Genomic DNA, 24,532 nt, shown 5'->3' on the forward strand with positions numbered 1-24,532 from the left:
CGCCTTCGCGCAGCGTCTGCTTCATCCGGTGCGAGAGGGCGATCAGCAACTGGTCGCCGACATCGTGCCCGTGGCGGTCATTGATGGCTTTGAAACCATCCAGATCGAGATAGACCACCGCCAGGTATTGTCCCCGTCGCTGGGTCTGCGCCATGGCCTGCTGGAGACGGTCAAGCAGCCGCACGCGGTTGGGCAGCGCGGTCAGCGCGTCGGAATAGGCGAGGCATTCGAGCTGCTGTTCATGGACCTTGAGCACGGTGACGTCGTCAAAAACCGCCACGACCTCGCCCGTGGGCAGACGATAGATATAATTGTCATACCAGCGGGTCAGCCGCTCGTCCTGGTAGAGCTTGGCAGGTAAATGCTCCGGGATGCCGGTGGTCCAAACCCGTCGCAAGACCTCCAGCAGCCCGAACGCCTCGACGCCCGGGAAGACCTCGGCCAGCAATTTTCCGACCAGATCTTTCCGCTGGACCCCGTAGAGACGCTCGGCCGCAAGATTGAAATCACGGAACACGACATCCTGTCCGGGGTCGCGGATTTCATAGATCCCCACGCCGCTGCTGATATGATCGAACAAGGCACGGTAGCGCACCTCGCTGGCTTGCAATTCCGCGGCAATCTGCTTGTCGTTCGTGATGTCGACCGTCATGGCAAGAATGCAAACCTTGCCGTGCATGACGAGCGTGCTCAAATGCACCCATTCCCACCGCAATGCGCCATCGGCGCGGCGGTAGCGCCATTCGAATTGCTGCGGTCCTTCCTGCAACACCCTGGCCTTCCACTTCATCGCATCGTCGAAGAAATAGGGCGGTTCGAGCCACAGAGCGTCGAAGTTGGCCCTGAGCGCTTCGAGCGAGTCGTATCCGTACTGCGCGCAGGCGGCTGGGTTGGCATCCAACAGCTCGCCGGTATCCACGTCGTGGATCAGGATGCAGAGCGGCGCGTTCATGAACATCTCGCGGAATTGCAGCTCGCTCTCCCGCTGAGCGCGGTCGGCCGCGCGACGTTCGGTCACGTCTTGAACAAATCCAAACAGGCGCGTGCCCCGCGTTTCCCTGTCGGCGTCCACCTGACCGACGGCCATCAAGACCCGCTGCGCGCCGTCCTTGCGAATGGCGCGCAGTTCCAGCTCGTAGGGCGTGCCGTGAGCGAGGGTGGCCTTCACCGCCTCACTGAGTCGTTGCAGGTCTTCGGGAACATAGAGTTGCGCATGGTCCGCAAAGGATGGCGCCCCCTCGGCGGGGTCGCGCTGAAAGAGTCGGAACAACTCGTCCGACCAGGTCACGGTGTCCGTCGCCACCGCCCACTCCCAACTGCCGACGTGCGCGATCGCCTCTGTGCGCGCGAGCATGGCCTGATTGCGCCGCAACGCCTCCTGCATTTGCTTGTGCTCGGTGATGTCCGTCAGGATGCCGTTCCACCGCACGCTCCCGTCCGGCTGAAGACAGTGCGTGGCCTGGCCGCGCACCCATTTGAGTTGGTCGGGTTGCCCGCTGGGGTGGATGCGATGTTCATGGAACCAGGGCGTGAGGGTCTGGCTCGCGCGTTCCACTGCGGCCCGATGCGCGGGCCGATCGTCGGGAAGGATGCACAGGGTGAGCGCATCCGGGTTCGCGTAGGCCACTTCCGCCGGGACGCCATACAGGGTTTCGATGCCTGGACTGAGATAGAGAAACCGCCAGGCGCCATCGGGCAGCACCAGGAATTGATACACCACCCCAGGAACCGCCGCCATGAGCGCATTCAGCGCATCCAGTTCGGCCTGTTTGCTCGCAGAGATGTCGCTGATCGCGATGCGACAGACGGGCGATCCATCCATCTCCCTGGCGGCGGTGGCGGTGAGTCGGACCCAGAGGAGCGCGCCGTCCGGTTTTGCCATCCGCAGCGTGCAGATGTGTGGCTCGGCGTCCGTCGCGACGCCTGCCGCCGGCTCCCTGTGTGCCTTGAACATCTGTTGGCGAAATCGGTAGTAGACATCCTGATCCTCTCGGCAAATGAACCGGGAGATCGGCTGATGGATCAGCGCGCCTCGGGCCAGACCCAGCAGCCTGGCGGCGGTCAGATTGGCCTCCCGGATCAATCCCGGTTCGGAGACGGTGCAATAGCCGATCGGTGCCCGCTCATAGAGGTCGAGGTAACGCTCCTGCGCGGCCGCGATCCTGGCCTGCGCCCGGCGCAGATCCTCGTTTTGTACCTCCAGCTCGATCTGATACACCGCAAGCTCATGGACGGTCCGCTGGAGGTCTTCCGGTGACAGTGCCGCAAACGCCTCCGGCGACTGATCCGCGGTTGAGCGCGCGATCCGCTCGGCCCGCTGCCGCAGGGCCTGTTCCGGACTCGGTTCCGATTCCCCTCGAAGATCGGTTGGGGGGATGGTTGGTTCGGGTCGATCATCCGTGTCTGTCATGCATCAATGGCCGGCACATTTATTTGATCAAGTGTAATCCCACCAGCGATCGCCCATCATTGCGCTTTTATCTACCCGCAGGGTGAGCGCGTATAATTTTTTCTGAAATCAATAAAATCAAACAGTTAAGATGCGAGCTTCACAATACATATGAACTGTAACTTATTGATTTATAGGGGTACGCGCTCGCCCTGTATCTACCCGCCTTGGAAAAAACGGCCCCGGTTCGCTGATTTCGGCGTCGCCGCCACCGGCTTTGCCTTTCGCCGTCTGTCCAGCCTCCATGCTGTGACCATGCCGCCGGGCGCGCTGCTACAACGCGGTCTTCACGTCGTCGTCGAGATTGCGAACCAGAACCTGCTGCATCACCTCGATGATCTCTCTGGGATCGCTATTGAGATAGCATTGATCCGATGCCTCAGCAAAGCATCGCGAAAACGCCGTCATGGCGGTCAGAGCAGTGTGACAAACGAGCCGTGCGCCAAACGGATCGACATCGGTATTCTGGCTCGCCGACCTGCAGCTTCGAAGCTCGCCTCGGCTCAGGGACGATCCAGACGGCCGCGCCAACTCCTGGAGACGCCTCGCGGTGCGGCGCAAGGAATCGCCTTGGGAGGTGGAACAGACTTCACTCCGGAACATCGTAATAGGACAGATCCAGAGACCCGGCCGCGACCCCGCGGTGCTGGACGTTCCAGTCGCAGATCCAGTCATAGAAGGGCCACAGGCGCTCGCTGTTGCGCAGGATACCCCAGCGATCCTTGAAGCCTTCCCAGTCCGCGAGACTCTTGACACCCCGCAGCCCGTTCAGAAAGGCCCCCGCCTGATTCATCTCCAGGTCGATAAAGAAATTGGGGAAACCGTTGACAAGAGTCGGATAGACGCTGAGGGAAAACCGGTTTGGCAGTGCCTGTCCATCCTGAAAACCCAGGGTGAACTGGGATTGGTAGACTCGGTTGACCACCAACGAATAGACCCGCGACGCATTGCCTTCCTTGAGACGCAGGACGATGACGCTCGGCAGGTAGCGGGTAAAGGGCTGCCCAGGAACCACCGTAAGGCTGGCAATGGCATGTTCCCAGTCCGCGAAACCGGCGATGGGATCCAGCGGGGCTACCGCTGGCTTGACATCCGGGTTCAGCCGATCCGGCGGCCCAGCGACGGTCGGCCCCAGGTGTTCGGCGATGGCCTGGACCGCTCCGGCGACGGGGTTCGCGAGATTGGTCTGGACCTGGGTCGGTAGCTGCTTTCCAGCGAAGGGAACCAGGACCAGCCCATAGGAGCCGATGCCCTGAGTCCAGGCGTGGCGGACTTGCTCGCGTTGCCCGGGAGGCAGAAGCAGAAGAAAGTTGTCCTCGAACTCCTGGCGCAGGTAATTGAAGAAAAGCAGGGTCTGGAGTTTGCCCAAGTCGCCCTGCCAGTATTTGAAACCGGCAACCGTATCGTAATACATGCGCTCCAGGCCGCCATAGTCGATCAGCCAGTAAGTGGGTGGGGTGCCCCCCTGGCGCCCCTTGACCACGGAGACATTCGTGTCGTGGCGCATCACGGTGAGCCAGGCGTTGGGATTTTTGTTGTCGCCGTTCCAGATCGCGTCCACCGACCAGCCTTGGGGCCGCAGCCGAGCCAGAGCCTTACCGTAGGCTTTTTCATAGGCGGCGTTGCCGAAGACCGAGCGGTTCATGAAGGTGTCCCAGGTGGCGAGTCCAAGCTCGGGATTCTGCACCGTGACATCCGCCTTGGGATCGAGGAAGAAGACCCAGAAATTATCCTTCACCGCATAGGTTGCCGTCTGGCCCAGACAGACCGGGCCATCGGTGATGCCCGCAACGATCAGCGCCGCGTTCTCCAGTAGAAAGCGAGCACGCGCCTCCGGCGGGATGGCACGGAAAACGCTGAAGGGATTGCCAACACCCCAGCCTGGGTCCAGGCTGGCCTTGAGATCCCAGTTTGCCCCGCCCCCATCCGCACCGAAGAACAGCGTCTGGAGATGAGCAATATCCGCGCCCCGGAGCTGCCAGATAAAGAGATTTTTCTGCACCGCGGGCTGGGTGAGCTTCTCCAGGCGATACCAGAAGCGCGTCACCCCAGCATAGGCATAGGGATCGTCATAAGGCAGGCCGGTCCCGATCACCCTGACCGGCTGACCTGGCGGCGTGGTCGAGCGCACCAGGCGAAAGCGCTCTCCGGGGCTCTCCTCCAGCACCAGGGTGGCGAGGAAGACATGTTCGTAGATGAAGCGTGAAACCAAACGATGACGCGCATCCGGGCCGTTGAAGAACGCCTCCCACCGCGCCACCGCCGCTGGCTGAGCAATCCGCGCGGCGACCTGACGCGCCTTCTCGGTTGGCCCCGGAGCGCCGGCCGCAAGCCAGTGGGTTAGAGTCGCGAAGTCCTTCGGCGCAAGGGCGGGCAGGCCGAAGGGCATGCCGCGGGCCGGGTTAGCCTGGAGTTGCGCGTCGAGGGCGGCAGGGGTCGCGGGACAGGCGTGCGCGTAGCGGTGGGCATAGACCGGAACCAGCGCATCCCGAGAGAACCCCGGTTGGTTGTGGGCGGTGCCGGCGGCGAGCAGCCGATACATCAGGGAGCCGTCCAGACGTGCCTGTGGCGATTCTCCCTCGGACAGGACTGGGTAGAAGCCCCGGGTTCGCCACTCCGCGACGGATTCGGCCGCGTCCATGTCGGTGCGCGGAACGTCCCCCAAATGGCCCGCATAGGGGTTGAGTCCAAAGCCGCCCCGCGCCGCGCCCTCAAAGGCATCCAGCTTCAGGTTGCAGGGCGAGCCCAGACAGCCATGGCAGGCGATGCAGCGCCGATTGAAGATCGGCTGGATCTCCCGCGCGTAGTCGGGTGTCGGGACCGATCCGGCCAGGATCGCCGCGGGTATTGGCACCGGCGGAATCGGCCCGGTCGCATTGGAGCGGGGTTGATTCGACGGCGAACAACCAAGGACCAACTGCCCGGAGAGAAAGATGACCAGAAGCCAGGCGGGCCAGCGTCGCGACATGGGATGCTCCGTTTGGGGGCGGGAACTCGGTGACCTGGTTGGTGGACGATCAGGGGATGATGCATCCCGAGGTACGGTTCGGACGAACTCTACCCCCGAGCCGGGCGGTGTCAAGTGGGCGAACTGGGGAGGTTCGACAAAGTTTGGACGTTCGTCACGACATGAATGCTTTCCAGTTGCCCTTTTGGGCAAGCTGCATTGTCCCTGCAATCCATTGTCTACTCGTCCTGTTTGCGCGATGAACGAAAATACGACCATCAAATCTATTGATCGCCGAGGGGGAATGCGATGAGCACCACTGATTTTCGGCGGCGTCCTGGTTCCAGTTGGCGCAACACGCCATGGATCCTCTTCGCTGTTTCACTGTCCCTATTGGCTGGTTGCGCCTCGACTGGCGACCAGGTGAGCGGCGCCATGCAAGTCACGCTCAAACCGGGAGATACCGGCAACTGCGTCACGAGTGTGCGTAAGGGCGATTGGTCGGTTATGACTTTGTCTGGGGGGATGTCACTCTGTCCATTCGCAGTCTCTCCTATGATTTCGACGACGACGCGGATCTGCGCATGACGGGTCCGGCGCTCGGCGTCAACTTCCGGTGGTAGCCCGTCGCGTGATGAATCACCACTATCCGAACGAGCGGATCGACCACAGCAGTCGCCTGCACTGGACCGGACGTGACCAGAACTGGAACTACCAGTGCGCGGAGTACCATTCCACCAACCTGGAGAAACACTACGACCTCGCCAAGGACAGCTTCCACACGATGAAAGATCGCCTGACGACAATCACCGGTCTCGTCCTACTCCTGGCGGCGAGCTGGCTCATGCTCGCCTCAGTCGCCGCAGCCGAGGATGGACGCCATGTCCTCGTGCTCTATTCCAATCATCGCTTGCTCCCGGCGAACGTCGAAGCCGACGCTGGCCTGCGCGAGACGATCTCCCCCGACACCGAATTGAGCGCCGAATTTCTCGACTATCCACGTTTTTCCGGCGAGTCATACCTGCGCACCCTGACCGCCTTCCTGCGGACGAAATATGCCCTGCGACCACCGGCGGCGATCATCGTCGGTGGCGAGGAGGCGCTCGCGCTCCTTCTGCAATACCGTGCCCAGCTCTTTCCGGAGATCCCGGTGGTCCATATGGGCGTCATGCGCGCCTTCCTGCGCGACCACCCGCCATTGCCCGCCGATGTCATCGGCGTGCCGATCGAGTTGGATTTTTCGGCCACCATCGAACAGGCGCTCCGTTGGCATCCACGCGCCAGCCATCTGGTTCTGATCACCGGCGCGGCTGTGCCGGATCATGCCTTCGAGGCGCAATTGCGCCGGGATGTTGGGCGTTTCAGCGGCCGCGTGACGACCGAGTTTCTCGCCGGGTTGCCCACCGCCACGTTGCAGCAACGGCTGGGTGAGTTGGGAGATGACGCCATCGTCTTCACCCCCGGCTATTTCGAGGATGGCGCGGGTGATCATTTCATTCCCCGCGCGGCGGCTAAACTGATCGCGACCGCCGCGACCGTGCCGGTTTATGCACCATTCGATCCCTTCCTGGGCACGGGGATCGTCGGCGGTGCCATGACCCCTTTCCTGGACATGGGACGGCAGGCAGGACAGCTCGTGAACGCCCTGCTCGATGGCGCCGCGCCCGCGTCGCTCACCGTGCCAACGGTCATGCCGCTGCGCTGGCACCTCGACTGGCGACAGGTCCGCCGCTGGGGCATCGACGCCCGCGCGATTCCAGAAGACGCCGTCATTCATTTCAGGACGCCAACTTTCTTCGAGCAATATCGTCGGGAATCGCTCCTGGTCTTGAGCATGTTCGTGCTCCAAAGCGGCATGATTCTGTGGTTCCTGGCCGAGCGCCGCCGCCGTCGCCGGGCTGAGCTGACGCTACAGAAACAGCGTTTCGAGCTGGTGCATGCCTCGCGGCTGGCGGTCGCTGGCGAGTTGACCGCTTCGATCGCCCACGAGATCAACCAGCCACTCGGCGCGATCCTGAGCAACGCCGATGCCGCCGACCTCATGCTGGAATCCAGTCCCGCGTCGTCCCAGGCACAGCGCGAAGAGCTGCGGGCGATCCTTGCCGATATCCGCCGCGACGATCTGCGGGCCAGCGCGGTGATCCAGCGACTGCGGGGGCTCTTCGCCAAGCAGGCGGTCGAGCATCAGCCGTTTGATCTCAACGACGTCGTGCGCGATACCGAATCGCTGCTGCGGATCGAGGCAAGGCGGCGGCGCGTCTCACTCGACACCCAACCAGCAGCGCGCACCGCGCGCCTCCTCGGCGACCGGATCCAAATCCAGCAGGTGCTGATCAATCTGGTGCTCAACGCCATGGACGCACTGGCCCAGCAACCGGAAGAGCGGCGCACCGTCGTCGTGTCCGTCGCGGTGACGGCAGACGTGATGACGCTGCGGGTCGTCGATGGCGGACTGGGGATCGCGTTCGAGCATTTGCCCCAGCTCTCCGACTCCTTCTTCAGCACCAAGCGTCAGGGCATGGGGCTCGGGCTGTCGATCGCGCGCACCTTGGTCGAGGCGCACGGTGGACGCATCCGGGCCGAGAACGCCCCCGGCCTCGGGGCGGTGTTCCAGGTCGAATTCCCTGTGGTGGGCGGGTCGCAGTCGACGTGGGAGACAGTATGAGCGCGCCAGCCCTGATCCATGTGGTCGATGACGATGCCTCGCTGCGCACCGCCCTGTCACGACTTCTGAGCGCCGCCGGTTTCGCGGTGCGCGGCTATGCCTCCACCGGCGATTTCCTGCTCGATCCGCCCCCGGATCGCCCCGGCTGCCTGCTGCTCGACGTGCGGATGCCGGGTCCATCCGGCCTGGAGTTGCAAACCTTCCTGCGGCGCCAGGGCAGTCCACTGCCGATTATCTTTCTAACCGGCCACGCAGAAGTCGCCGCCAGCGTGCAGGCGATGAAAGCGGGTGCGGTGGATTTCCTGACCAAGCCGGTGGCGCGCGAGGCACTGCTCGACGCGGTCCGCCACGCGCTCGAACAGGATACGCGCCAGCGCGCGGACCGCGACGAGGCACAGCAGCTACGGGCACGCTTCGATGCGCTCACCCCGCGCGAGCGCGCCGTTTTCGATCAAGTCGTGGCCGGCAGGCTCAATAAAGCGATCGCCGAAGCGATGGGCATCGCCGAGCGCACTGTCAAGCTCCAGCGCGCCCAAGTCATGACCAAGCTCGGGGCCAGCTCGGCAGCCGAACTGGGTCGGCTAGCCGAGCGGCTGCGACAACTCCCGGACTGACGCCAGTCAGTTCGACATCCTCCAAGTTGCCCTTTCGGGCAATCGATTTGCCCTTTCTACGGATGGCGCCCTGCTTAGGTCCTTGAGATAATCGAGCGATCATCGGCCACCGGATCGAGGAAGACGATGCAAGCGACGCTCTTCAGTCAGGATTCATCTTTCAAGTGGCGTGGCACGCGCTGGATGCTGCTCACGGGCGCGGTGTCGTTGCTGGCCGGTTGCGCCGCCACGGGCAATCAGGTCAGTGGCATCATGGAGATCACGCTCAAGCCGGGAGACACCGGCAACTGCGACACCAGCCCTTGCCAGGTTTCTTTTCAAATGCCGCCGGGCACGGGCACTTTCGCGGTGACCGGGAACGAGACGAAGATTGGTGATTTTCCCGCCGGGCAGACCGTGTCGCTTGGGGGCTTCTACGAAAGCAATGCCATCAAGGTCGTGGGCGCGAATGTCGCCCCGGCGTATGTCTACGTTCCCGCGCAACGCTGAGACCGAGGCGCCGTGATGTCCTGGCGATTCCGTTACCGATCGCGTCTCTTTTTGCGGGACACATTGTGGCTGACGCCCGCGTTCAGCATGCTGCTGGCCATGGTCGTCACGCCGCTGTTGCACGCGTTTGACGAACGCACGCGCTGGGTGCTGCTCGGCTATGGCGTCGATGGTGCCCGTGGGGTCGCGGGCGCGATCGCGGCCTCCACCTTCACCCTCACGGTGCTGATCTTCTCGGTCACCCTGGTCGCGGTGCAGCTTTCCAGCTCGCAGCTTTCCCCGCGCGTGATCGCCTCGTCCGTCCTCAAGGATCGCCAGGCCCAGCTCGCGCTGGGACTTTTTGTCTTTACCTTCATCCTGTCCATCGCGGTGTTAGGCCGGATCGAAACGCGGGTTCCGGAACTGTCGCTGCTGATCGCCATGATCTTCAGCGTGCTCTGCATTGCGGTCTTTCTGTACCTCATCGACTATGTCGCCAAGGCCCTGCGCCCGGTCAGCGTCTGCGGACGTATCGCGAAAGCGGGACTCCAGGTGATCGAGACCGTCTATCCCGACCCGGCCAGCGAATCGTCCCCCGCGCGTAACGTCGAGAACGACATCCGGGGGAACGGCCAGGAGCGCGTCATCCGACTGACAGCCGCTTCGGGAGTGCTGCTCGCGTTCGACAGCGAGGGCTTGACCGCCGCCGCGCGCCAAGCCGATGGTCTCATCGTCTTGGTGCCGCAGGTGGGCGATTTCGTGATCATCGGGGAACCCTTGTTTCGCCTGTTCGGGGGCGCTACCTCGCTCAAGGACCACGAACTGCTGACAGCCGTCGCCCTCGGTCCAGAGCGCACCCTGACCCAGGATCCCGCATTCGCGCTACGCATTCTGGCAGACATTGCCAATAAAGCCCTGTCTCCGGGGATCAACGACCCCACGACGGCGGTCGAGGCGATCGACTATAGCCACTGGCTACTGCGCGAAATCGGGATGCGGCGCCTGGACAATGGGACGATCCATGACGAGACCGGGCAGACCCGGTTGATCTTCCGTACCCCGGACTGGGAAGACTTCGTCACCCTGGCGGTCAGCGAGACCCGTCTCTATGGCGCCGGAAGTCTCCAGATCGCCCGCCGACTGCGGGCCATGCTGCAAAACCTGATCGAGACCCTGCCCAGTCATCGCCATCCACCGCTGAACGTGCAACTGGATCTGTTGCGACGCTCGGTGGAACGCAGCTTCGCGGACCCCGAGGACTGGGCCTGTGCCGGTGAGGGAGACCGACAGGGTCAGGGCAGCGCCCCGGATTTTGGCGTCAAGAACCCGGCACCACGATCCGCCGGGTGATCAGCCACTCGGGCAGTTGCCATCGCGTGAAGCCATCCGGACTGTTGGCCAGGTGCGGTTCTCGCTTTGGAAACGGAAATCCTGAGCGCCCGCCAGTAGCAACACGTCGTCACCGGCCTTAAACCTATCCCCACCCACCCTAACGAGGACATCGCAAATGCGACTAAAAAGAATGCCGTCCCTGACTGCGCATCCACGCCTCTCCACGGCGCTGAAGGCGGTCTGCTCGGCCATGGCCCTGACCGGCGGCCTGATCGCCTCCGATGGCCTCCAGGCCGCCGAGCAAGCCAGCGAGAAACCCAACATCGTCGTCATCATGGGCGACGACATCGGCATCTGGAACATCGGTGCCTACCACCGGGGCATGATGGCCGGGCGGACGCCGAACCTCGACCAACTGGCCAACGAGGGCATGCTTTTCACCGACTACTACGCGGAAGCGAGCTGCACGGCGGGACGGGCGGCATTCATCACCGGGCAGTTGCCCATCCGCACCGGCATGACCACGGTCGGCCAAGCCGGCTCGCCTATCGGCTTGCCCGCCCAAGCGCCCACCATCGCGACCGCGCTCAAAGCCATGGGCTATGCCACGGGTCAGTTCGGCAAGAACCACCTCGGCGACCTCAACGAGTTCCTGCCGACCGTCCACGGGTTCGACGAGTTCTTCGGCTATCTCTATCACCTCGATGCGATGGAAGATCCGGCGCACCCCGCCTATCCGCAGGAGTTGTTGGACAAGGTCGGCCCGCGCAACATGGTCCACAGCTGGGCCACCGACACCGATGACCCGACGGTCATGCCGCGCTGGGGTAAGGTCGGCAAGCAAAAAATTGAGGACGCTGGCACGCTCTATCCCAAGCGGATGGAGACGGTGGACGACGAGATTCGCGACAAGGCACTCGGTTTCATCGAGAAGGCGAAGGCGGACGGCAAGCCCTTCTTCCTCTGGCTCAACCCGACCCGCATGCACATCGTCACCCACCTGTCACCGAAGTATGAAGCCACCCGTAACTCGCAGAATGGCTGGACCATTCACGAAGCCGGCATGGCCCAGCTCGATGACGACGTTGGCCTGGTGATGCAGAAGCTCAAGGAGATGGGCGTCGATGACAACACCATCGTCGTCTTCACGACCGACAATGGCACCGAGAACTTCACCTGGCCTGATGGTGGGCAGACGCCCTTCTTCGGCGGCAAGGGGACGGGCTATGAGGGCGGTTTCCGTGCGCCCGCGATGGTTCGCTGGCCCGGCCAAGTCCCCGCTGGCAAGGTGGAGAATGGGGTGATCTCCGGACTCGACTGGTTCCCGACTCTCGTGGCCGCCGCCGGCAATCCGAGCATCGTCGCTGAACTCAAGCAGGGGAAGGTGTTCAACGGTCAGCACTACAAGGTCCATCTCGACAGCTACAACCAACTGGACCTGATCACCGGCAAGGGGCCATCGGCCCGCCACGAGGTCTACTACTTCACTGAAAGCGCACTGGCGGCATTACGGGTCGATGACTTCAAGTATCGCTTCATCGACCAGCCCGGCGGCTGGATCGGCAGCAAGGTCCACCCTGACGCCCCGGTCCTCACCAACCTGCGTCTCGATCCCTTCGAGCGCACAGGCTGGCCGCAGGGCAATAACGGATCCTACGAGTACTTCGGCTGGTTCCAGTATGAGTTCTGGCGCTTCGTCTTTGCTCAACAGGAAGTGGCGAAACTGGCCATGACGGCGCTCGAATTCCCGCCGATGCAAAAGGGCGCGAGCTTCAATCTTGAGGCGGTGAAGGCGCGGATCGATGAAGCCATGAAGCAACACGCGGGACAATAGTCCGATCCTCAACCCGGCGGACGGCTCGCATGGGCCATCCGTCTTTTCGTCAACGAAGCCAAGTGGAGAAACGTCAAATGAGACTGAAGCATCTGATCGTGACCGTGACCACCGCCATCACCTTGACTTTAGCGGGAGCCGTTGCCGCGGAGTCCCACGCGGAGAAGGCGGCCGCGGCGGCCAAGGCCGCCGAGGCGACGAGCGCCGCGAAGGCGGATGAGAAAGAGGCGGCCACCATTCAGGGCCAGGCGGATCAAGCAGAGGCCGACGCCGCCGCGGCCAGGGCGAAAGCCAAGGCCCACCCCAGCGCCGCCAACGAGCATGAAGCCAAGCTGAAGACCCAAGAAGCCGTCGATACCGCCGCGGATGCGGCCAAGATGGAAGAGGATGCAGCCGCAGCGGAAAAAGCGACTATCCCCGCCAAGAAATAGACCAGGCGTCGGGTGAGCCCGAGCGGGCTCATCCGACCCAAGGAGTCTTTCTGGCAGAAGGCCAAGGCGGAGATGAAGAAGATCGAAGGCAAGCTCTAGGTCCAACCTTTCAGGGGCTGGCGACCGGACCCGCGCCGCCTCGTCCCTGTCCACCCAACCTGTGGAGACTGTCCAAATGCAGACCAAACGAAAGGCTTCATGCAAGACACCCCGCTACAAGGGACTCGTTGCCAGTTGTTCCATGCTGGCCTTGGCTGGGGCGCTAACCGCCGGCACTAACGCTGTCGCCCAAGCGGCGACCGGAGACCAGCCGAACATCCTCTTCATTATGGGCGACGACATCGGCATCATGAACGTCGGCGCCTATCACCGCGGGCTGATGGTCGGGGAGACGCCCAATATTGACCGCATCGGGCAGGAAGGTGCGCTCTTCCAGACCTACTACGCCGAGCAGAGCTGCACCGCCGGGCGTACCGCCTTCTTCACCGGCATGCACCCACTGCGGGCGGGCATGATCATGCCCCAACTGCCGGGCGCCTCCAGTTCGTTGCTGCCGGGTACCCCGGCACTCGCCAAGTTCCTGCACGACCTCGGCTACAACACCGGCGAGTTCGGCAAGAATCACCTGGGCGACAAGACGGCCTCCCTGCCGACGGCGCATGGCTTCCAGGAGTTCTGGGGCTACCTCTATCACCTGGATGCGATGCAGGGGGTGAGCTTCCCGGACATCAACAAGTCCCCAACCGAGCAGACGGTCGTGCCGCCCTGTCAGAACACCCCGATCCCCGGACTCTCGGAGCCGTCCGGCGCGGTCGATCCGCGGACCACGCTCTGCATGACGCCGCCGCGGCCCATCATTGCCTGCCAGTCGTCCGACGGCACGGAAAAGCACCAGATCTGCAAGGACGAAGGCCCCCTGACGCTGGAACGCTCGAAGACCGTGGACGAGGAGATCTCGGCCAAGGTGATCGATTATCTGGATCGCAACGACCCCGAGAAGACCGGCAAGCCCTTCTTCGTCTGGTACAACCCGGCGCGCATGCACATCACGACCATGCTCTCGCCGAAGTACGAGGCCATGCTGGGCGAGCAGGGCGGCAAGGACTGGGGCATCAACGAGGTCGGCATGAAGCAGCTCGATGACAACATCGGTTATGTCCTCAAGAAGCTGGAGGACATGGGCGAGCTCGATAACACCATCGTCGTCTTCACCACGGATAACGGCGCCGAGACCATCACTTACCCGGATGGCGGCGTCACGCCCTTCCGCGGCGGCAAGCTCACAACCTGGGAAGGCGGAATGCGTGCCCCGCTGGTGGTGCGGTGGCCGGGACACATCAAGCCGGGTACTGTGAACGACCAGATCGTCTCCGCGCTCGACTGGCTGCCCACCCTGGTCGATATCGCCGGCGGCCCCAAGGGCGACGGGCTCAAGAAGGAGATCGAGGCCGGCAAATACCCCGGCATCGTCAAGACGATGCTCGACGGCGTCAACCAGCGCGACTATCTGGAAGGCAAGGGGGACTCGGCACGGGACTACTTCTTCTATTACACCGGCGTGCATCCGTCCGCCGTTCGCTACAAGAACTGGAAGTTCTATTACACGATGGCGCCCTCGTCGTCGACCGGCGGCCTCACGGGGGTCGAGACCTATCACTGGACCCAGGTCAACAACATCAAGCGCGACCCCTTTGAGCAGGCCGTCGCCGAGGACCAGAAGACCCTATTGGGTTACGGCGGCGCCCTGGCCGCACCGAGCACGGCCTACATCTACGACTGGAACCTGCTGCCTATCGGGCAGATGATGTGGATGAAAGAACTTGAAACCTTCCGGGCATTTCCGCCGCTGCAGACCCCGGCGAGCTACAACCTGGATCAGGTGATCGCGGCGATGAAAGAGGCGAAGCACATCAGCCACGCGGGGGAATAGTCGCCGGAAGTGCCTGGCACCTCAAGGGCGGGCGGCCCGCAAGGGACGCCCGCTGTCGCCCATGACGGAGAGACCACCGATGAAATCCATGCCCACCCTTACCGCGTTCACGCGCCTTTTGGCATTGGGCGCCCTGCTCGTCCTTGGCGCCGCAGCCCAGGCGGCGACCGATCCGCTACCCTCCTGGAACCAGTGGCCCGCCAAACAGGCGATCATCGACTTCGTCCAGAACACGACCACCCAGGGCGGTCAGCAGTTTGTGCCGCCGGAAGAACGCATCGCCACCTTCGACCAGGACGGCACCCTGTGGGTCTCGCACCCGATGTATTCGCAGGTCATGTATTGCCTGGACCAAGTCCCAAATCTGGTGGAGAAGAAGCCCCACTTGAAGGATGTCGAGCCGTTCAAGACGGTCCTGTCGGGCGACCGCGAGGCCATCGCCAAGCTGCCGATGAAGGAACTGGAAGAGGTCCTCGCCGCCACCTTGACCGGCATGTCGACCGATGAGTTCCAAGCCGAGGTCAAGGAGTGGATCGCCAAGGCCCGCGACCCGCGCTGGCACCGGCCTTTCACCGAGTTGACCTATCAGCCGATGCAGGAGGTTCTGCATTATCTGCGGGACAATGGTTACAAGACCTTCATCGTCACCGGCGGCGGTCAGGACTTCGTGCGCGTCTATTCCAATGCGATCTACGGCATCCCCCCAGAGCAGGTCGTCGGCACCGCCGGCGTGACCAAATACGCATACGACAAGGACGGCAAGCCCTTCCTGATCAAGGAACCCAAGCTGCTTCTCAACGACAACAACGCCGGCAAGCCCGAGGGCATTCATCTCATGATCGGCCAGCGTCCGCAGGCTGCCTTCGGCAACTCCACCGGCGACCGGCAGATGCTGGAATACACCAAGGCGGGCGACGGCGCCCGGCTGTCGATGCTGGTGCTCCACGATGACGCCGAACGCGAATATGCCTACGGCCCGGCCCAAGGTTTGCCCGACACCAAGATCGGCACCTTCACCCAGGCGCTGTATGACGAGGCGAAGAAGGAGGGCTGGACCGTGATCAGCATGAAGAATGACTGGAAGCGGATCTTTACCGTAGAACAATCACCAAATTAAACCGCGTCCAGCGCGATATACGTAATTTTCAGTTTGTGTTTAGCTCTGGGGATGTCACCGACCTCAGTGGAGACGCGGTTTAAAATTTCATAGTATTGAATATCTTAAACCGCGCCAGCTCCAACGGTCGTCGATTCTGCCAAGGCTGACCCAATCCCTAAACATCGCATTCCGCACCGGGCGCGGTTTAAGTGCTATATCCCCAAGACCAATGGAGACCAACATGAAACACGTTCTCGCCTATTTGAAATGCATCAGCGCGATCGCTTTCCTGATCCTCGCCGTCGGCTGTGCCAGCGATCTGCCTGAAAAAGAAAACCTCGCCGTCGCCGCCGGATTCAAAACCATCACCCCGACCAACGCCAATCAAGCGGCGCTGCTCACGACGCTACCGGCGGATCAGGTCACTCGGATCAACCACAAGGGCAAAACCTACTACGTTCTGCCCGACGCAAAAAACAACCAGGCCTTTATCGGCGGACCCAAACAGTATCAATCCTACCAACAGCTTCGCCTGTCCAAACAGCTCAGTAATGAGAACCTGGAGGCTGCGGAGATGAACCAGGCGGCGGCCATGGACTGGGGCGGTTGGGGCGGTTGGGGTGGTTGGGGCGACGACGGCTGGTATTGATCCGGTCCGTGCCGTCGGCGGGCAACGATCTGGAAGGACAGCCGGGCCGCGAACGCACGGCGACAGTCGAGAAAAGGCTGGCAGTCAAGGTGCGGGCGCGGCGTTCAGCCAGTCGGTTGGTACAGCTTGCGAAACCCAGCAAGCAACGTGTCATGGAGACGTCAATGCTGGGTTTCGTTCCTCAGCCCAGCCTACAAGGAAAATATTCACAGAATTCTCAGCGGGTTCCGGATGATGTTGAACGACACCGATCTACTCGTTTAACCCGATCCGATCCGTGCCCGGTCTGGCCGCCGCCCGCGCATTCGGCTCATGCTGATTCGGACAGGACTCGGCATCCAAAGCACCACACTGAGAGATATCAATCGTGACCAAGAACAACGTGAAGAGATCGCTGGTCGGTGTGGCACTGGCGTTCACGCTACTTGCGTCGACGTCAGGAATGGCCGAGATGAGCGCCGAGGAGCTGGCGAAGCTCGCGCAGAACCCGGTCGGCAACCTCATCAGCATCCCGTTTCAGAACAACACCAATCTGAACTACGGCCCGGACAAGGGAACGCAGAACATCCTCAACATCCAGCCGGTGATCCCGGTCTCGATCAATGAAGACTGGAACATCATCACCCGGACCATCGTGCCGGTGGTCTGGATGCCATCGCTGGGGCCGGAGGTCGACAGTACGAGCGGGATCGGCGATACGGTGTTCACGGCCTTCCTGTCGCCCGCCAAGCCCGGCAAATGGATCTGGGGCGCCGGACCGGTTGCCCAACTCCCGACCAACACCAGCGACGAACTGGGCAATGGGAATTGGGGGCTTGGGCCGTCATTCGTGCTATTGCACCTCGAGCACGGCAGTCCCTGGGTCTATGGCGCCCTGGTGAACAATGTCTGGTCGCTGACCAACGACCAGCACGGGGGGTACTACAACAACGGTCTGATTCAGCCCTTTCTCAACTACAACTTCAAGGGCGGCCTGTATTTGACCTCCGCCCCGATTCTCACCGTCGATTGGACCGCCGACAGCGACAACCGCTGGACCATCCCGATCGGCGGGGGCGTGGGCAAGATCTTTCATCTCGGCAAGCTGCCGGTGAATACACAGCTATCGGCCTACTACAACGCGGTCGCCCCAGACGATGGCGCCGATTGGCAGATCCGCGCGCAAGTCCAATTGATGTTCCCCAAATGACGATGCCGACCATCCGCGACCACACGGACGACGAAAATGGTCGCCCGTACTCGTGACTCAATTGAGATGACACTCATGCTGAATTTAAAACCGAGCCTGGCGACCCTGACCCTGGCCATCGGCTCACTGACGGCGACGACCCCGGCCCTGGCGGCGGTCGATCCATTCGACGGTGGCTGGCACTTCACCCTGACCCCCTACCTGTGGGCGCCGAACATCAACGGCAGTCTCGACACGCGGGTCACTGGTCTCGCCTCGCGGGTTGCTGGTTTGGCCGACAACGCGGAGCTGAACCTCAGCACGAAGATCGGCCCCAATGATTATCTGGAAAATCTCAAATTCGGCATCATGCTGACCGGCGAGGTGCGCAAGGGCAATTGGTCGGCCTTCACCGACATCATCTACATCGATTTCGGCAACCAGGACGCCCGTGTTCGCGACATCACCGGACCCCGCGGCCGGGATCTCACGGCCATCAATGCCAACGCCACCATCAACCTCGACAGCACGGTCTGGACGTTGGCGGGAGCGTACACCGTCGCCTGCGGCCCGATTGGAAACTTCGACGTACTAGCCGGGTTCCGCTATGTCGGGATCGACACCGAGCTAAAATGGAGTCTTCATGGCTCCCGCGACTTACTGGACGCATCGGGGCGAGACTCGCATGACCTCGCCGAGTGGGACGGCATCGTCGGGGTCAAGGGCCAGGTGCGCCTCGGCGACGGGTACTGGCTGCTGCCTTATTATCTGGACGTCGGGACCGGTTCCTCGAACTTGACCTGGCAGGCACTGGTGGGTGTTGGTTACGGTTTCGACTGGGGGGATGTCACTTTATCCATTCGCAGTCTCTCCTACGACTTCAACGAGAAGGACGCGGATCTGCGCATGACGGGTCCGGCGCTCGGCGTCAATTTCCGGTGGTAGCCCGTCGCGTGATGAAACGGCTGATTCGCGCCCTCCTCCCCACTCTGTGCCTTGCTCACCTCTTGTGGCCCAATCTGGCGGCGGCCGATGGGGCCAGTTATCTCGGTGTGCAGGTGTGCGGCGAGTGCCACCAGAAGGAACTGGATCTGTGGCGCGACTCCGATCACGACCGGGCGATGAAAGAGGCGACGCCGACCACGGTGCTCGGCGACTTCGACGACGCGGAATTCACGGCCCACGGGGTCACCTCCCGCTTTTTCAAGCGCGACGGGCGCTTCTTCGTCCACACGGACGGACCGGATGGGGCGCTCGCGGATTACCCCATCCGCTACACCTTCGGCTGGTCGCCACTCCAGCAATACCTGATCGAATTTCCCGGCGGCCGCCTTCAAGCCCTGGGTCTCGCCTGGGACAGCCGCCCCAAGGACCAGGGAGGCCAACGCTGGTTCCACCTCTACCCCAACGAGCGGATGGACCACAACAACCCGCTGCATTGGACCGCGCTCGATCAGACCTGGAACTACCAGTGCGCCGACTGTCACTCGACCGATCTCAAGAAGGGTTATGACCCGGAGCGCAACCGCTACGAAACCCACTTCGCCGAGATCAATGTCGCCTGCGAAGCCTGCCATGGTCCAGGCTCTGGGCATGTGGACTGGGCCAGGGCGGCGGCGGCCGCCAAGTCGGCTGGCACCGCGCCGGCCATGGCGACCGATCCCGCCCTGGGTCTGCTGGTCGATCTGAAGGACCGCGACGGAGGCCAGTGGCAGACCGACCCGGTCACCGGCAAACCGGCCCGCAGCGTGCCGCGCACCTCCCAGATTCAGACCGAGATTTGCGCCCGCTGTCATTCCAGGCGGGGCCGTCTCTGGGAAGATCTGAAGCCGGGCGAGCCACTGCACCAGGGCTTTCGGCTTGCCCTGCTGGAACCCGAGCTGTACTTCCCGGACGGCCAGATCAAGGACGAGGTCTTCGACCACGGCTCCTTCATCCAGAGCCGCATGGACCATCAGGGAGTGGCCTGCTCCGACTGTCACGAGCCACATAGCCAGCAACTCAAGGCCGAGGGCAACGCCGTCTGCACCCGCTGTCACCAGGCCGACCGCTACGACGCCATGACCCACCATCATCACGTCCAGGGCAGCGCTGGCGCTGTCTGCATCGCCTGTCACATGCCCCAACGGTACTACATGGTCGTGGACGAGCGCGCCGATCACAGCCTGCGGGTACCGCGACCGGACCTCTCGATGAAGCTCGGCACCCCCAACGCCTGCAACGGTTGTCACCAGGACAAGGACGCCGCTTGGGCGGCCGACGCGGTCGCCGGCTGGTTCCCCGACCCGGTGAACCGCGGACCCCATTTTGGCGATGCCCTGCACGCGGCCGATACCGATGCGCCGGACGCCGTTTCACGCCTGCTCGCCTTGGCTGGCGACGCAAACCAGCCTGGCATCGCTAGGGCGAGCGCCCTGGAGCGGCTCCATGACCGGCCGAGCCAGAACGCAATGCTGACCGTGACCCGTCTGCTCGCCGACCCCGATGCCCTGGTGCGGGCCGCCGCCGTGCGTTTCCTCGACCTCACGGACCTGCGCACCCGCGCCGAACTGGCCTGGCCCCTGCTCGACGACCCGGCCCGCACCGTGCGCCTGGAAGCCACGCGGGTGCTGGCGCCCCTGGCGGCCCAGCCCATGGGCGCCAAACTGAGCGGCCAGTTGAAGGCCGCGCTGGAGGAATACGTGGCGGCGCAGACCGTGAACGCGGATCGCCCCGAGTCTAACCTGAACCTGGGGCTGATCGCGGCCGCGGCCGGTGAGCCGGAGGTCGCGGAGCGTGCTTACCAAGCTGCCCTGCGACTCGACCCGCGCTTCACCCCGGCTTATGCCAATCTGGCGGACCTCTACCGCGGCCAGGGACGGGAGTCGGAGGCGGAGGCGCAACTACGGACTGGGCTCGCGGCGACGCCGGACAATGCCGATCTGCACCACGCGCTCGGACTGACGATGGTGCGCGCAAAGCGCCTGGACGCGGCCCTGGAGGAGCTCAAGCGCGCGACCGAACTGGCACCAACCCACAGCCGTTATGCCTATGTCTACGCGGTCGCCCTGGACAGCGCCGGTCGGACCCAGGATGCTATCCCGGTGCTGGAAGGCACCGCCGCGCGCGCGGCAGGGGATGCGGACCTGCTGGTTGCCCTGGTCCAGTTCAATGCCAAACTAGGGCGACAAGACGTGGCAACGACCTGGCTAGACAAGCTCGCGGCGGCAGCTCCGGGGGATCCGGTGGTAGGTCAGTTGCGGGAGTCTTTACGGCAGTCATCCCAATCCCAATCTCAATAAACCAACGACAAAAGCAGAGGAGATCATGATGTCGAGTCGCAACGAGTCCACAATGACCGCGATCCAGGGTGCCGTTTTCGGCGAAGTAAAGAAAAACTGGGGCTGGCTTCTGGCCTTGGGGATCGCCTCCATCGTCCTCGGCACACTTGGGTTCTATATGACCTTTGCGTTCACCCTGACAAGCGTTCTGTTGTTTGGCGTCCTGCTCCTACTGGGGGGCGTGTTCCAGCTTGTCCATGCCATCACCTGTCAGGGCTGGAAATCCATCCTCTGGCATGTGCTGATCGCGCTGCTGTACGTCGCCGCCGGGATCGACATCATCGTCGACCCGATCCGCGCCTCCAGCGTCCTGACCCTGATTTTGGCGGGGATCCTGATCGCGGTGGGCGTGTCTCGAATCGTCATAAGCCTTCAGCTTCGAGCGGCGGTGAACGGCTGGTACTGGTCGCTGCTGTCGGGCCTGATCTCCATCCTGCTGGGTGGAATGATCGTCGCCCAATGGCCGGCCTCGGGCCTGTGGGTGATCGGGCTATTCGTGGCCATCGAGCTGGTCTTCAGTGGCTGGTCGACCATCTTTGTCGCGCTGGCGGCACGCAAGGCGGCCCGGCAGGAAACGCTGACCGCGTAGCTTTTCGTTCCCCGTGCCACTGAAGCCACGGTCATTCAAGCGGGTTATGAGCGCCGCCGTCGAAGCTCATTCGGAAGCGGCGGCTCACCCATCGGCCGCCATGAAGCAGACCGAGAAGAAGTCAACTGAAGAGGCGGAAGACGCCGCCGCATCGAACGGAGCACTGATGATCCAGAAATCCACCATGCCTAAGCATTTGAAATTCAATTACATCGCGATTTTCCTAACCCTCTTGCTCGTCTCCGGCTGTGGCGATCAGGTTGTCGTTGAAGGCGTCGATCTCAACGACGATCAGCTTGTTGGAGACCGCGTCATCGACACGGAGCCTGACAGTCCAGAAGTGTCGGATGACGAAGGCTTCGCGTCTGGCAATCCTTACCGGGAAGCCGTCGAGGATGAGAAGAATATGGGACCCAATGCGCCGGGTTATCTTCCCGAGACGATTAATTAGAGTTTATCCTTTAGGGCAACCCGCATTGCCCTTTCGTCCGATGGCTCCCTGTTCGGCCTGCGCGACGATCGACCGGACACTCAAATCTTGTCGATCGATCATGGTTGACTGAGCTGGTGTGAAATGCGAGATTTCGGGCTTCGCGTGTATCCAACGGGAAATGGCGAAGCTGGCCATGAAAGCCATCGAGTTCCCTCCGATGTAGAAGGGCGCGAGCTTCAACCTCGAAGCCGTGAAGGCGAAGATCGAGGAGGCCATGAAGCCGCGCGACGACGGGCACCGCCCTGCCCTTCGACCTTCGCGGATTGGAACGCACCGTCCCGAGAGCGAAACCAGTGATGGTTTTCGCCAAACGCGTCTTTTCACCGTGGGGTCTTCCCAGTTCTCTCGGGTTTCCCACGCTGAAAATACCCGTGCTGAACCTGCACTGGAAGGCATTCTTCAGCACTGACCGACGCCTCGCGCCGAGCAAGTGGCGCCCTCACCCATCGACACACTGGAGAACAGGTAAATGCAACTGAAGCATCTGATCGTTAGCGGTACCGCAGCCATCGCGTTGACACTGGCCGGAACCGTCGCGGCGGAATCCCACGCGGAGAAGGCGGCGGCGGCAGCCAAGGCGGACCAGGCGACGAGCGCTGCAAATGCCTATGAGAAAGAGGCGGCAACCGCCCAGGGACAGGCGGATAAGATGGCGGAAGACGCCACCGCGGCGAGGACCAAGGCAGCGGCCCATCCCACCGAGGCCAACAAACATGAAGCCAAGCTGAAGACCGAAGAGTCTGTCGATGCCGCCGCGGTTGCGGGAGACCTGGAAGACGATGCAGCGGCTGCGGAGAAAGCGGCCGAGTCCGGAAAGGAATAGGCCAAGCATTGGGTGAGCCCGAGCGGGCTCACCCAAGGGTTCCGCAACGAGGGAGGGTTCATGCAATCAGCACCGCTGTTCCGGCAGTTCGACCGCGTCATGGGTTTGGGACTCTGCGCCGCATTACTTCTGTTCGCTCAGGCACACGTCCAAGCCGACACCTTGCCGTCCTGGAATGAGGGACCGGCCAAGCAGGCGATCATCGACTTCGTGAAGACGACCACTGACCAGGCAAGCCCGAATTACGTCCCGCACACGGCGAGAATCGCCACCTTCGATAACGACGGCACGCTGTGGAGCGAGCAGCCCCTGTATGTCCAGTTGCGATTCGCCCTGGATCGGGTGAAGACGCTCGCGCCCCAGCATCCCGAGTGGAAAGATCAGGAACCCTTCGCCTCGCTGCTCAAAGGCGATGTCAAGGACACCCTCGCGGGAGGCACGAAAGCGATCTCGGAGATCATCATGGCGACCCATGCCGGGATAACGACCGAGGAGTTCGCGCGGATCGTTCAGGACTGGCTGGCGACGGCGAAGCACCCCAAGACCGAACGACCCTATACCGAGATGGTCTATCAACCCATGCTCGAACTGCTCGCCTATCTGCGGGCCAATGGCTTCAAGACCTTCATCGTCTCCGGCAGCGGCATCGAGTTCATGCGCCCCTGGACGGAGCGGGTATACGGCATTCCCCCCGAGCAGGTCGTCGGCTCCAGCATTCAGACCAAGTTCGAATTGCGCAATGGGAAGCCCGCGCTGGTGCGCCTGTCGGAGCTGAACTTCATCGACGACAAGGCCGGTAAGCCGGTCGGTATCAATGAGCATATCGGCCGCCGTCCCATCGCCGCCTTCGGTAACTCGGATGGCGACCGACAGATGTTGGAATATACGAAGGGTGGCGATGGCGAGCGGTTCGCGATGCTGGTGCTGCACGACGACGCACAGCACGAAGTGGCCTATGGGCCGGCTAACGGTCTGCCCGAGACCCAGGTCGGCACCTTCACCCAAGCACTTTACGACGAGGCCAAACATGAGGGCTGGACCGTCATCAGCATGAAGCACGACTGGAAGCGCGTCTTCCCTTTCGAACATCGATAACGCGAGCCAAAAACCAACCCGACCACGAGGAGCAGACCATGCGAAGCGCCACCGTCAACCTATCGTTACTCGCCGCCGTCATCGCACTGCATGGCTGCGGCGGCGGTCTGCTCGCACCGGATTCGGTTGTGGAAGATCCGGGTGCCGAGGCATTTCTGGACCGCGTGGACAAAACCTGCGGCAAGCTCGCCATCGGCAACCAGCCGCTGAGTTACCTGCTCGACGTGAACGGCAACGACGCCTACTTGATCGACGAAAGCAGCAAACTCTATTTCGGCAAGGTCGACCAGGCAACCTTCGCCAATGACATCAACGGCTTCTATCCCACCGGCGCCAACCAGGCCGCCCTCGACTGCATCTTTGCGCAGCTCGGCGGGAAGTGACGGACACATTCGATGACCACTCGCGCCTGACCGATCTTGAGTTTAACGGTCGCGCCGATCGTGTGCGAGGCAGGGTATCGAAAATCCAGCGTTTCGGGTAAATGTTTGGAGCTGATGCGGCGAGTTCTTGCGGTCTCCCTGACGTCTCCAGGCCGGCGAAACGGCGGTAGGCATCGAGGCGATCATCGTCGACCTGTGCCCTCTTCCCGGATCTGCCCCGAAGGAGCTCTCGCGCGGATTTGA

20 protein-coding genes are annotated in these 24,532 nt (G+C 62.6%); 17 read left to right on the forward strand and 3 right to left on the reverse strand.

Annotation, left to right across the window (positions count from 1 at the left end; translation table 11 throughout):
* Both QZY07_RS21110 and QZY07_RS21115 read right to left on the reverse strand, forming a co-directional pair.
* On the reverse strand, nucleotides 1-2,410 hold a 2,410-nt coding region (locus tag QZY07_RS21110; RefSeq protein WP_295407000.1), incomplete at its 3' end, for a PAS domain S-box protein.
* A 628-nt stretch (nucleotides 2,411-3,038) separates the two neighbouring features.
* Entirely contained in the window at nucleotides 3,039-5,417 is a 2,379-nt protein-coding gene (locus tag QZY07_RS21115) for a fatty acid cis/trans isomerase (RefSeq protein WP_295407004.1), read from the reverse strand.
* Nucleotides 5,418-6,030: 613 nt separating this feature from the next.
* Between QZY07_RS21115 and QZY07_RS21120 the strand changes: the two genes are divergently transcribed.
* From QZY07_RS21120 to QZY07_RS21185, 14 genes are all read left to right on the forward strand, one after another.
* The gene (locus tag QZY07_RS21120; protein ID WP_295407006.1) at nucleotides 6,031-8,061 is read left to right on the forward strand and encodes an ATP-binding protein; all 2,031 of its coding nucleotides are present in this window, start codon (nucleotides 6,031-6,033) and stop codon (nucleotides 8,059-8,061) included.
* A complete protein-coding gene (locus tag QZY07_RS21125; protein WP_295407009.1) occupies nucleotides 8,058-8,675 on the forward strand; it encodes a response regulator transcription factor in 618 nt (205 codons plus the stop codon). The genes QZY07_RS21120 and QZY07_RS21125 overlap by 4 nt, the downstream gene beginning before the upstream one ends.
* A gap of 126 nt (nucleotides 8,676-8,801) precedes the next feature.
* Nucleotides 8,802-9,164 carry a hypothetical protein gene (locus tag QZY07_RS21130; RefSeq protein WP_295407012.1) on the forward strand — a complete coding sequence of 121 codons (363 nt, stop codon included), beginning with the start codon at nucleotides 8,802-8,804 and terminating at the stop codon, nucleotides 9,162-9,164.
* A gap of 15 nt (nucleotides 9,165-9,179) precedes the next feature.
* Nucleotides 9,180-10,493 carry a DUF2254 domain-containing protein gene (locus QZY07_RS21135; RefSeq protein ID WP_295407015.1) on the forward strand — a complete coding sequence of 438 codons (1,314 nt, stop codon included), beginning with the start codon at nucleotides 9,180-9,182 and terminating at the stop codon, nucleotides 10,491-10,493.
* A 172-nt stretch (nucleotides 10,494-10,665) separates the two neighbouring features.
* On the forward strand, nucleotides 10,666-12,309 hold the full coding sequence (locus tag QZY07_RS21140; RefSeq protein ID WP_295407018.1) for an arylsulfatase: 1,644 nt from the start codon (nucleotides 10,666-10,668) through the stop codon (nucleotides 12,307-12,309).
* Between the two features lie 77 nt (nucleotides 12,310-12,386).
* The gene (locus QZY07_RS21145; RefSeq protein ID WP_295407021.1) at nucleotides 12,387-12,740 is read left to right on the forward strand and encodes a hypothetical protein; all 354 of its coding nucleotides are present in this window, start codon (nucleotides 12,387-12,389) and stop codon (nucleotides 12,738-12,740) included.
* A 175-nt stretch (nucleotides 12,741-12,915) separates the two neighbouring features.
* On the forward strand, nucleotides 12,916-14,670 hold the full coding sequence (locus QZY07_RS21150) for an arylsulfatase (protein ID WP_295407023.1): 1,755 nt from the start codon (nucleotides 12,916-12,918) through the stop codon (nucleotides 14,668-14,670).
* A gap of 88 nt (nucleotides 14,671-14,758) precedes the next feature.
* Nucleotides 14,759-15,787 carry an HAD family hydrolase gene (locus QZY07_RS21155; protein ID WP_295407026.1) on the forward strand — a complete coding sequence of 343 codons (1,029 nt, stop codon included), beginning with the start codon at nucleotides 14,759-14,761 and terminating at the stop codon, nucleotides 15,785-15,787.
* A 223-nt stretch (nucleotides 15,788-16,010) separates the two neighbouring features.
* Complete coding sequence (locus tag QZY07_RS21160) at nucleotides 16,011-16,418, forward strand: hypothetical protein (protein WP_295407029.1); 408 nt, start codon at nucleotides 16,011-16,013, stop codon at nucleotides 16,416-16,418.
* A 367-nt stretch (nucleotides 16,419-16,785) separates the two neighbouring features.
* Nucleotides 16,786-17,607, forward strand: a complete 822-nt coding sequence (locus QZY07_RS21165) for a neuromedin U (RefSeq protein WP_295407031.1) — start codon at nucleotides 16,786-16,788, stop codon at nucleotides 17,605-17,607.
* A 75-nt stretch (nucleotides 17,608-17,682) separates the two neighbouring features.
* A complete protein-coding gene (locus QZY07_RS21170; RefSeq protein WP_295407034.1) occupies nucleotides 17,683-18,531 on the forward strand; it encodes a hypothetical protein in 849 nt (282 codons plus the stop codon).
* An 11-nt stretch (nucleotides 18,532-18,542) separates the two neighbouring features.
* Nucleotides 18,543-20,867 (forward strand): tetratricopeptide repeat protein, encoded by a 2,325-nt coding sequence (locus QZY07_RS21175; protein WP_295407037.1) that lies wholly within the window; start codon nucleotides 18,543-18,545, stop codon nucleotides 20,865-20,867.
* A 52-nt stretch (nucleotides 20,868-20,919) separates the two neighbouring features.
* Complete coding sequence (locus tag QZY07_RS21180) at nucleotides 20,920-21,495, forward strand: DUF308 domain-containing protein (RefSeq protein WP_295407039.1); 576 nt, start codon at nucleotides 20,920-20,922, stop codon at nucleotides 21,493-21,495.
* A 46-nt stretch (nucleotides 21,496-21,541) separates the two neighbouring features.
* Nucleotides 21,542-21,946 carry a hypothetical protein gene (locus QZY07_RS21185; RefSeq protein WP_295407042.1) on the forward strand — a complete coding sequence of 135 codons (405 nt, stop codon included), beginning with the start codon at nucleotides 21,542-21,544 and terminating at the stop codon, nucleotides 21,944-21,946.
* 3 nt (nucleotides 21,947-21,949) lie between these two features.
* On the opposite strand, the gene QZY07_RS21190 is transcribed toward QZY07_RS21185, so the two are convergent.
* Nucleotides 21,950-22,204: a hypothetical protein gene (locus tag QZY07_RS21190; RefSeq protein WP_295407045.1), complete on the reverse strand. Its 255-nt coding sequence runs from the start codon at nucleotides 22,202-22,204 to the stop codon at nucleotides 21,950-21,952.
* 253 nt (nucleotides 22,205-22,457) lie between these two features.
* Here QZY07_RS21190 and QZY07_RS21195 point away from each other — a divergent pair, with 253 nt between their 5' ends.
* The 3 genes from QZY07_RS21195 to QZY07_RS21205 are packed head-to-tail and all read left to right on the forward strand — an operon-like array spanning nucleotide 22,458 to nucleotide 24,289.
* Complete coding sequence (locus QZY07_RS21195) at nucleotides 22,458-22,811, forward strand: hypothetical protein (protein ID WP_295407047.1); 354 nt, start codon at nucleotides 22,458-22,460, stop codon at nucleotides 22,809-22,811.
* 60 nt (nucleotides 22,812-22,871) lie between these two features.
* On the forward strand, nucleotides 22,872-23,906 hold the full coding sequence (locus QZY07_RS21200; RefSeq protein WP_295407049.1) for an HAD family hydrolase: 1,035 nt from the start codon (nucleotides 22,872-22,874) through the stop codon (nucleotides 23,904-23,906).
* Nucleotides 23,907-23,944: 38 nt separating this feature from the next.
* The gene (locus QZY07_RS21205) at nucleotides 23,945-24,289 is read left to right on the forward strand and encodes a hypothetical protein (protein WP_295407051.1); all 345 of its coding nucleotides are present in this window, start codon (nucleotides 23,945-23,947) and stop codon (nucleotides 24,287-24,289) included.
* Nucleotides 24,290-24,532: the final 243 nt, after the last annotated feature.

Origin of the sequence: uncultured Thiocystis sp., assembly GCF_903866365.1 — a bacterium.
Lineage (GTDB): Bacteria > Pseudomonadota > Gammaproteobacteria > Chromatiales > Chromatiaceae > Chromatium.

Coding starts and splice junctions, on each gene's coding strand:
- QZY07_RS21115 (WP_295407004.1), bottom strand. CDS start 5,417: ATGTCGCGACGCTGGCCCGCCTGGCTTCTGGTCATCTTTCTCTCCGGG.
- QZY07_RS21120 (WP_295407006.1), top strand. CDS start 6,031: ATGAATCACCACTATCCGAACGAGCGGATCGACCACAGCAGTCGCCTG.
- QZY07_RS21125 (WP_295407009.1), top strand. CDS start 8,058: ATGAGCGCGCCAGCCCTGATCCATGTGGTCGATGACGATGCCTCGCTG.
- QZY07_RS21130 (WP_295407012.1), top strand. CDS start 8,802: ATGCAAGCGACGCTCTTCAGTCAGGATTCATCTTTCAAGTGGCGTGGC.
- QZY07_RS21135 (WP_295407015.1), top strand. CDS start 9,180: ATGTCCTGGCGATTCCGTTACCGATCGCGTCTCTTTTTGCGGGACACA.
- QZY07_RS21140 (WP_295407018.1), top strand. CDS start 10,666: ATGCCGTCCCTGACTGCGCATCCACGCCTCTCCACGGCGCTGAAGGCG.
- QZY07_RS21145 (WP_295407021.1), top strand. CDS start 12,387: ATGAGACTGAAGCATCTGATCGTGACCGTGACCACCGCCATCACCTTG.
- QZY07_RS21150 (WP_295407023.1), top strand. CDS start 12,916: ATGCAGACCAAACGAAAGGCTTCATGCAAGACACCCCGCTACAAGGGA.
- QZY07_RS21155 (WP_295407026.1), top strand. CDS start 14,759: ATGCCCACCCTTACCGCGTTCACGCGCCTTTTGGCATTGGGCGCCCTG.
- QZY07_RS21160 (WP_295407029.1), top strand. CDS start 16,011: ATGAAACACGTTCTCGCCTATTTGAAATGCATCAGCGCGATCGCTTTC.
- QZY07_RS21170 (WP_295407034.1), top strand. CDS start 17,683: ATGCTGAATTTAAAACCGAGCCTGGCGACCCTGACCCTGGCCATCGGC.
- QZY07_RS21175 (WP_295407037.1), top strand. CDS start 18,543: ATGAAACGGCTGATTCGCGCCCTCCTCCCCACTCTGTGCCTTGCTCAC.
- QZY07_RS21180 (WP_295407039.1), top strand. CDS start 20,920: ATGACCGCGATCCAGGGTGCCGTTTTCGGCGAAGTAAAGAAAAACTGG.
- QZY07_RS21185 (WP_295407042.1), top strand. CDS start 21,542: ATGAGCGCCGCCGTCGAAGCTCATTCGGAAGCGGCGGCTCACCCATCG.
- QZY07_RS21190 (WP_295407045.1), bottom strand. CDS start 22,204: ATGGCCTCCTCGATCTTCGCCTTCACGGCTTCGAGGTTGAAGCTCGCG.
- QZY07_RS21195 (WP_295407047.1), top strand. CDS start 22,458: ATGCAACTGAAGCATCTGATCGTTAGCGGTACCGCAGCCATCGCGTTG.
- QZY07_RS21200 (WP_295407049.1), top strand. CDS start 22,872: ATGCAATCAGCACCGCTGTTCCGGCAGTTCGACCGCGTCATGGGTTTG.
- QZY07_RS21205 (WP_295407051.1), top strand. CDS start 23,945: ATGCGAAGCGCCACCGTCAACCTATCGTTACTCGCCGCCGTCATCGCA.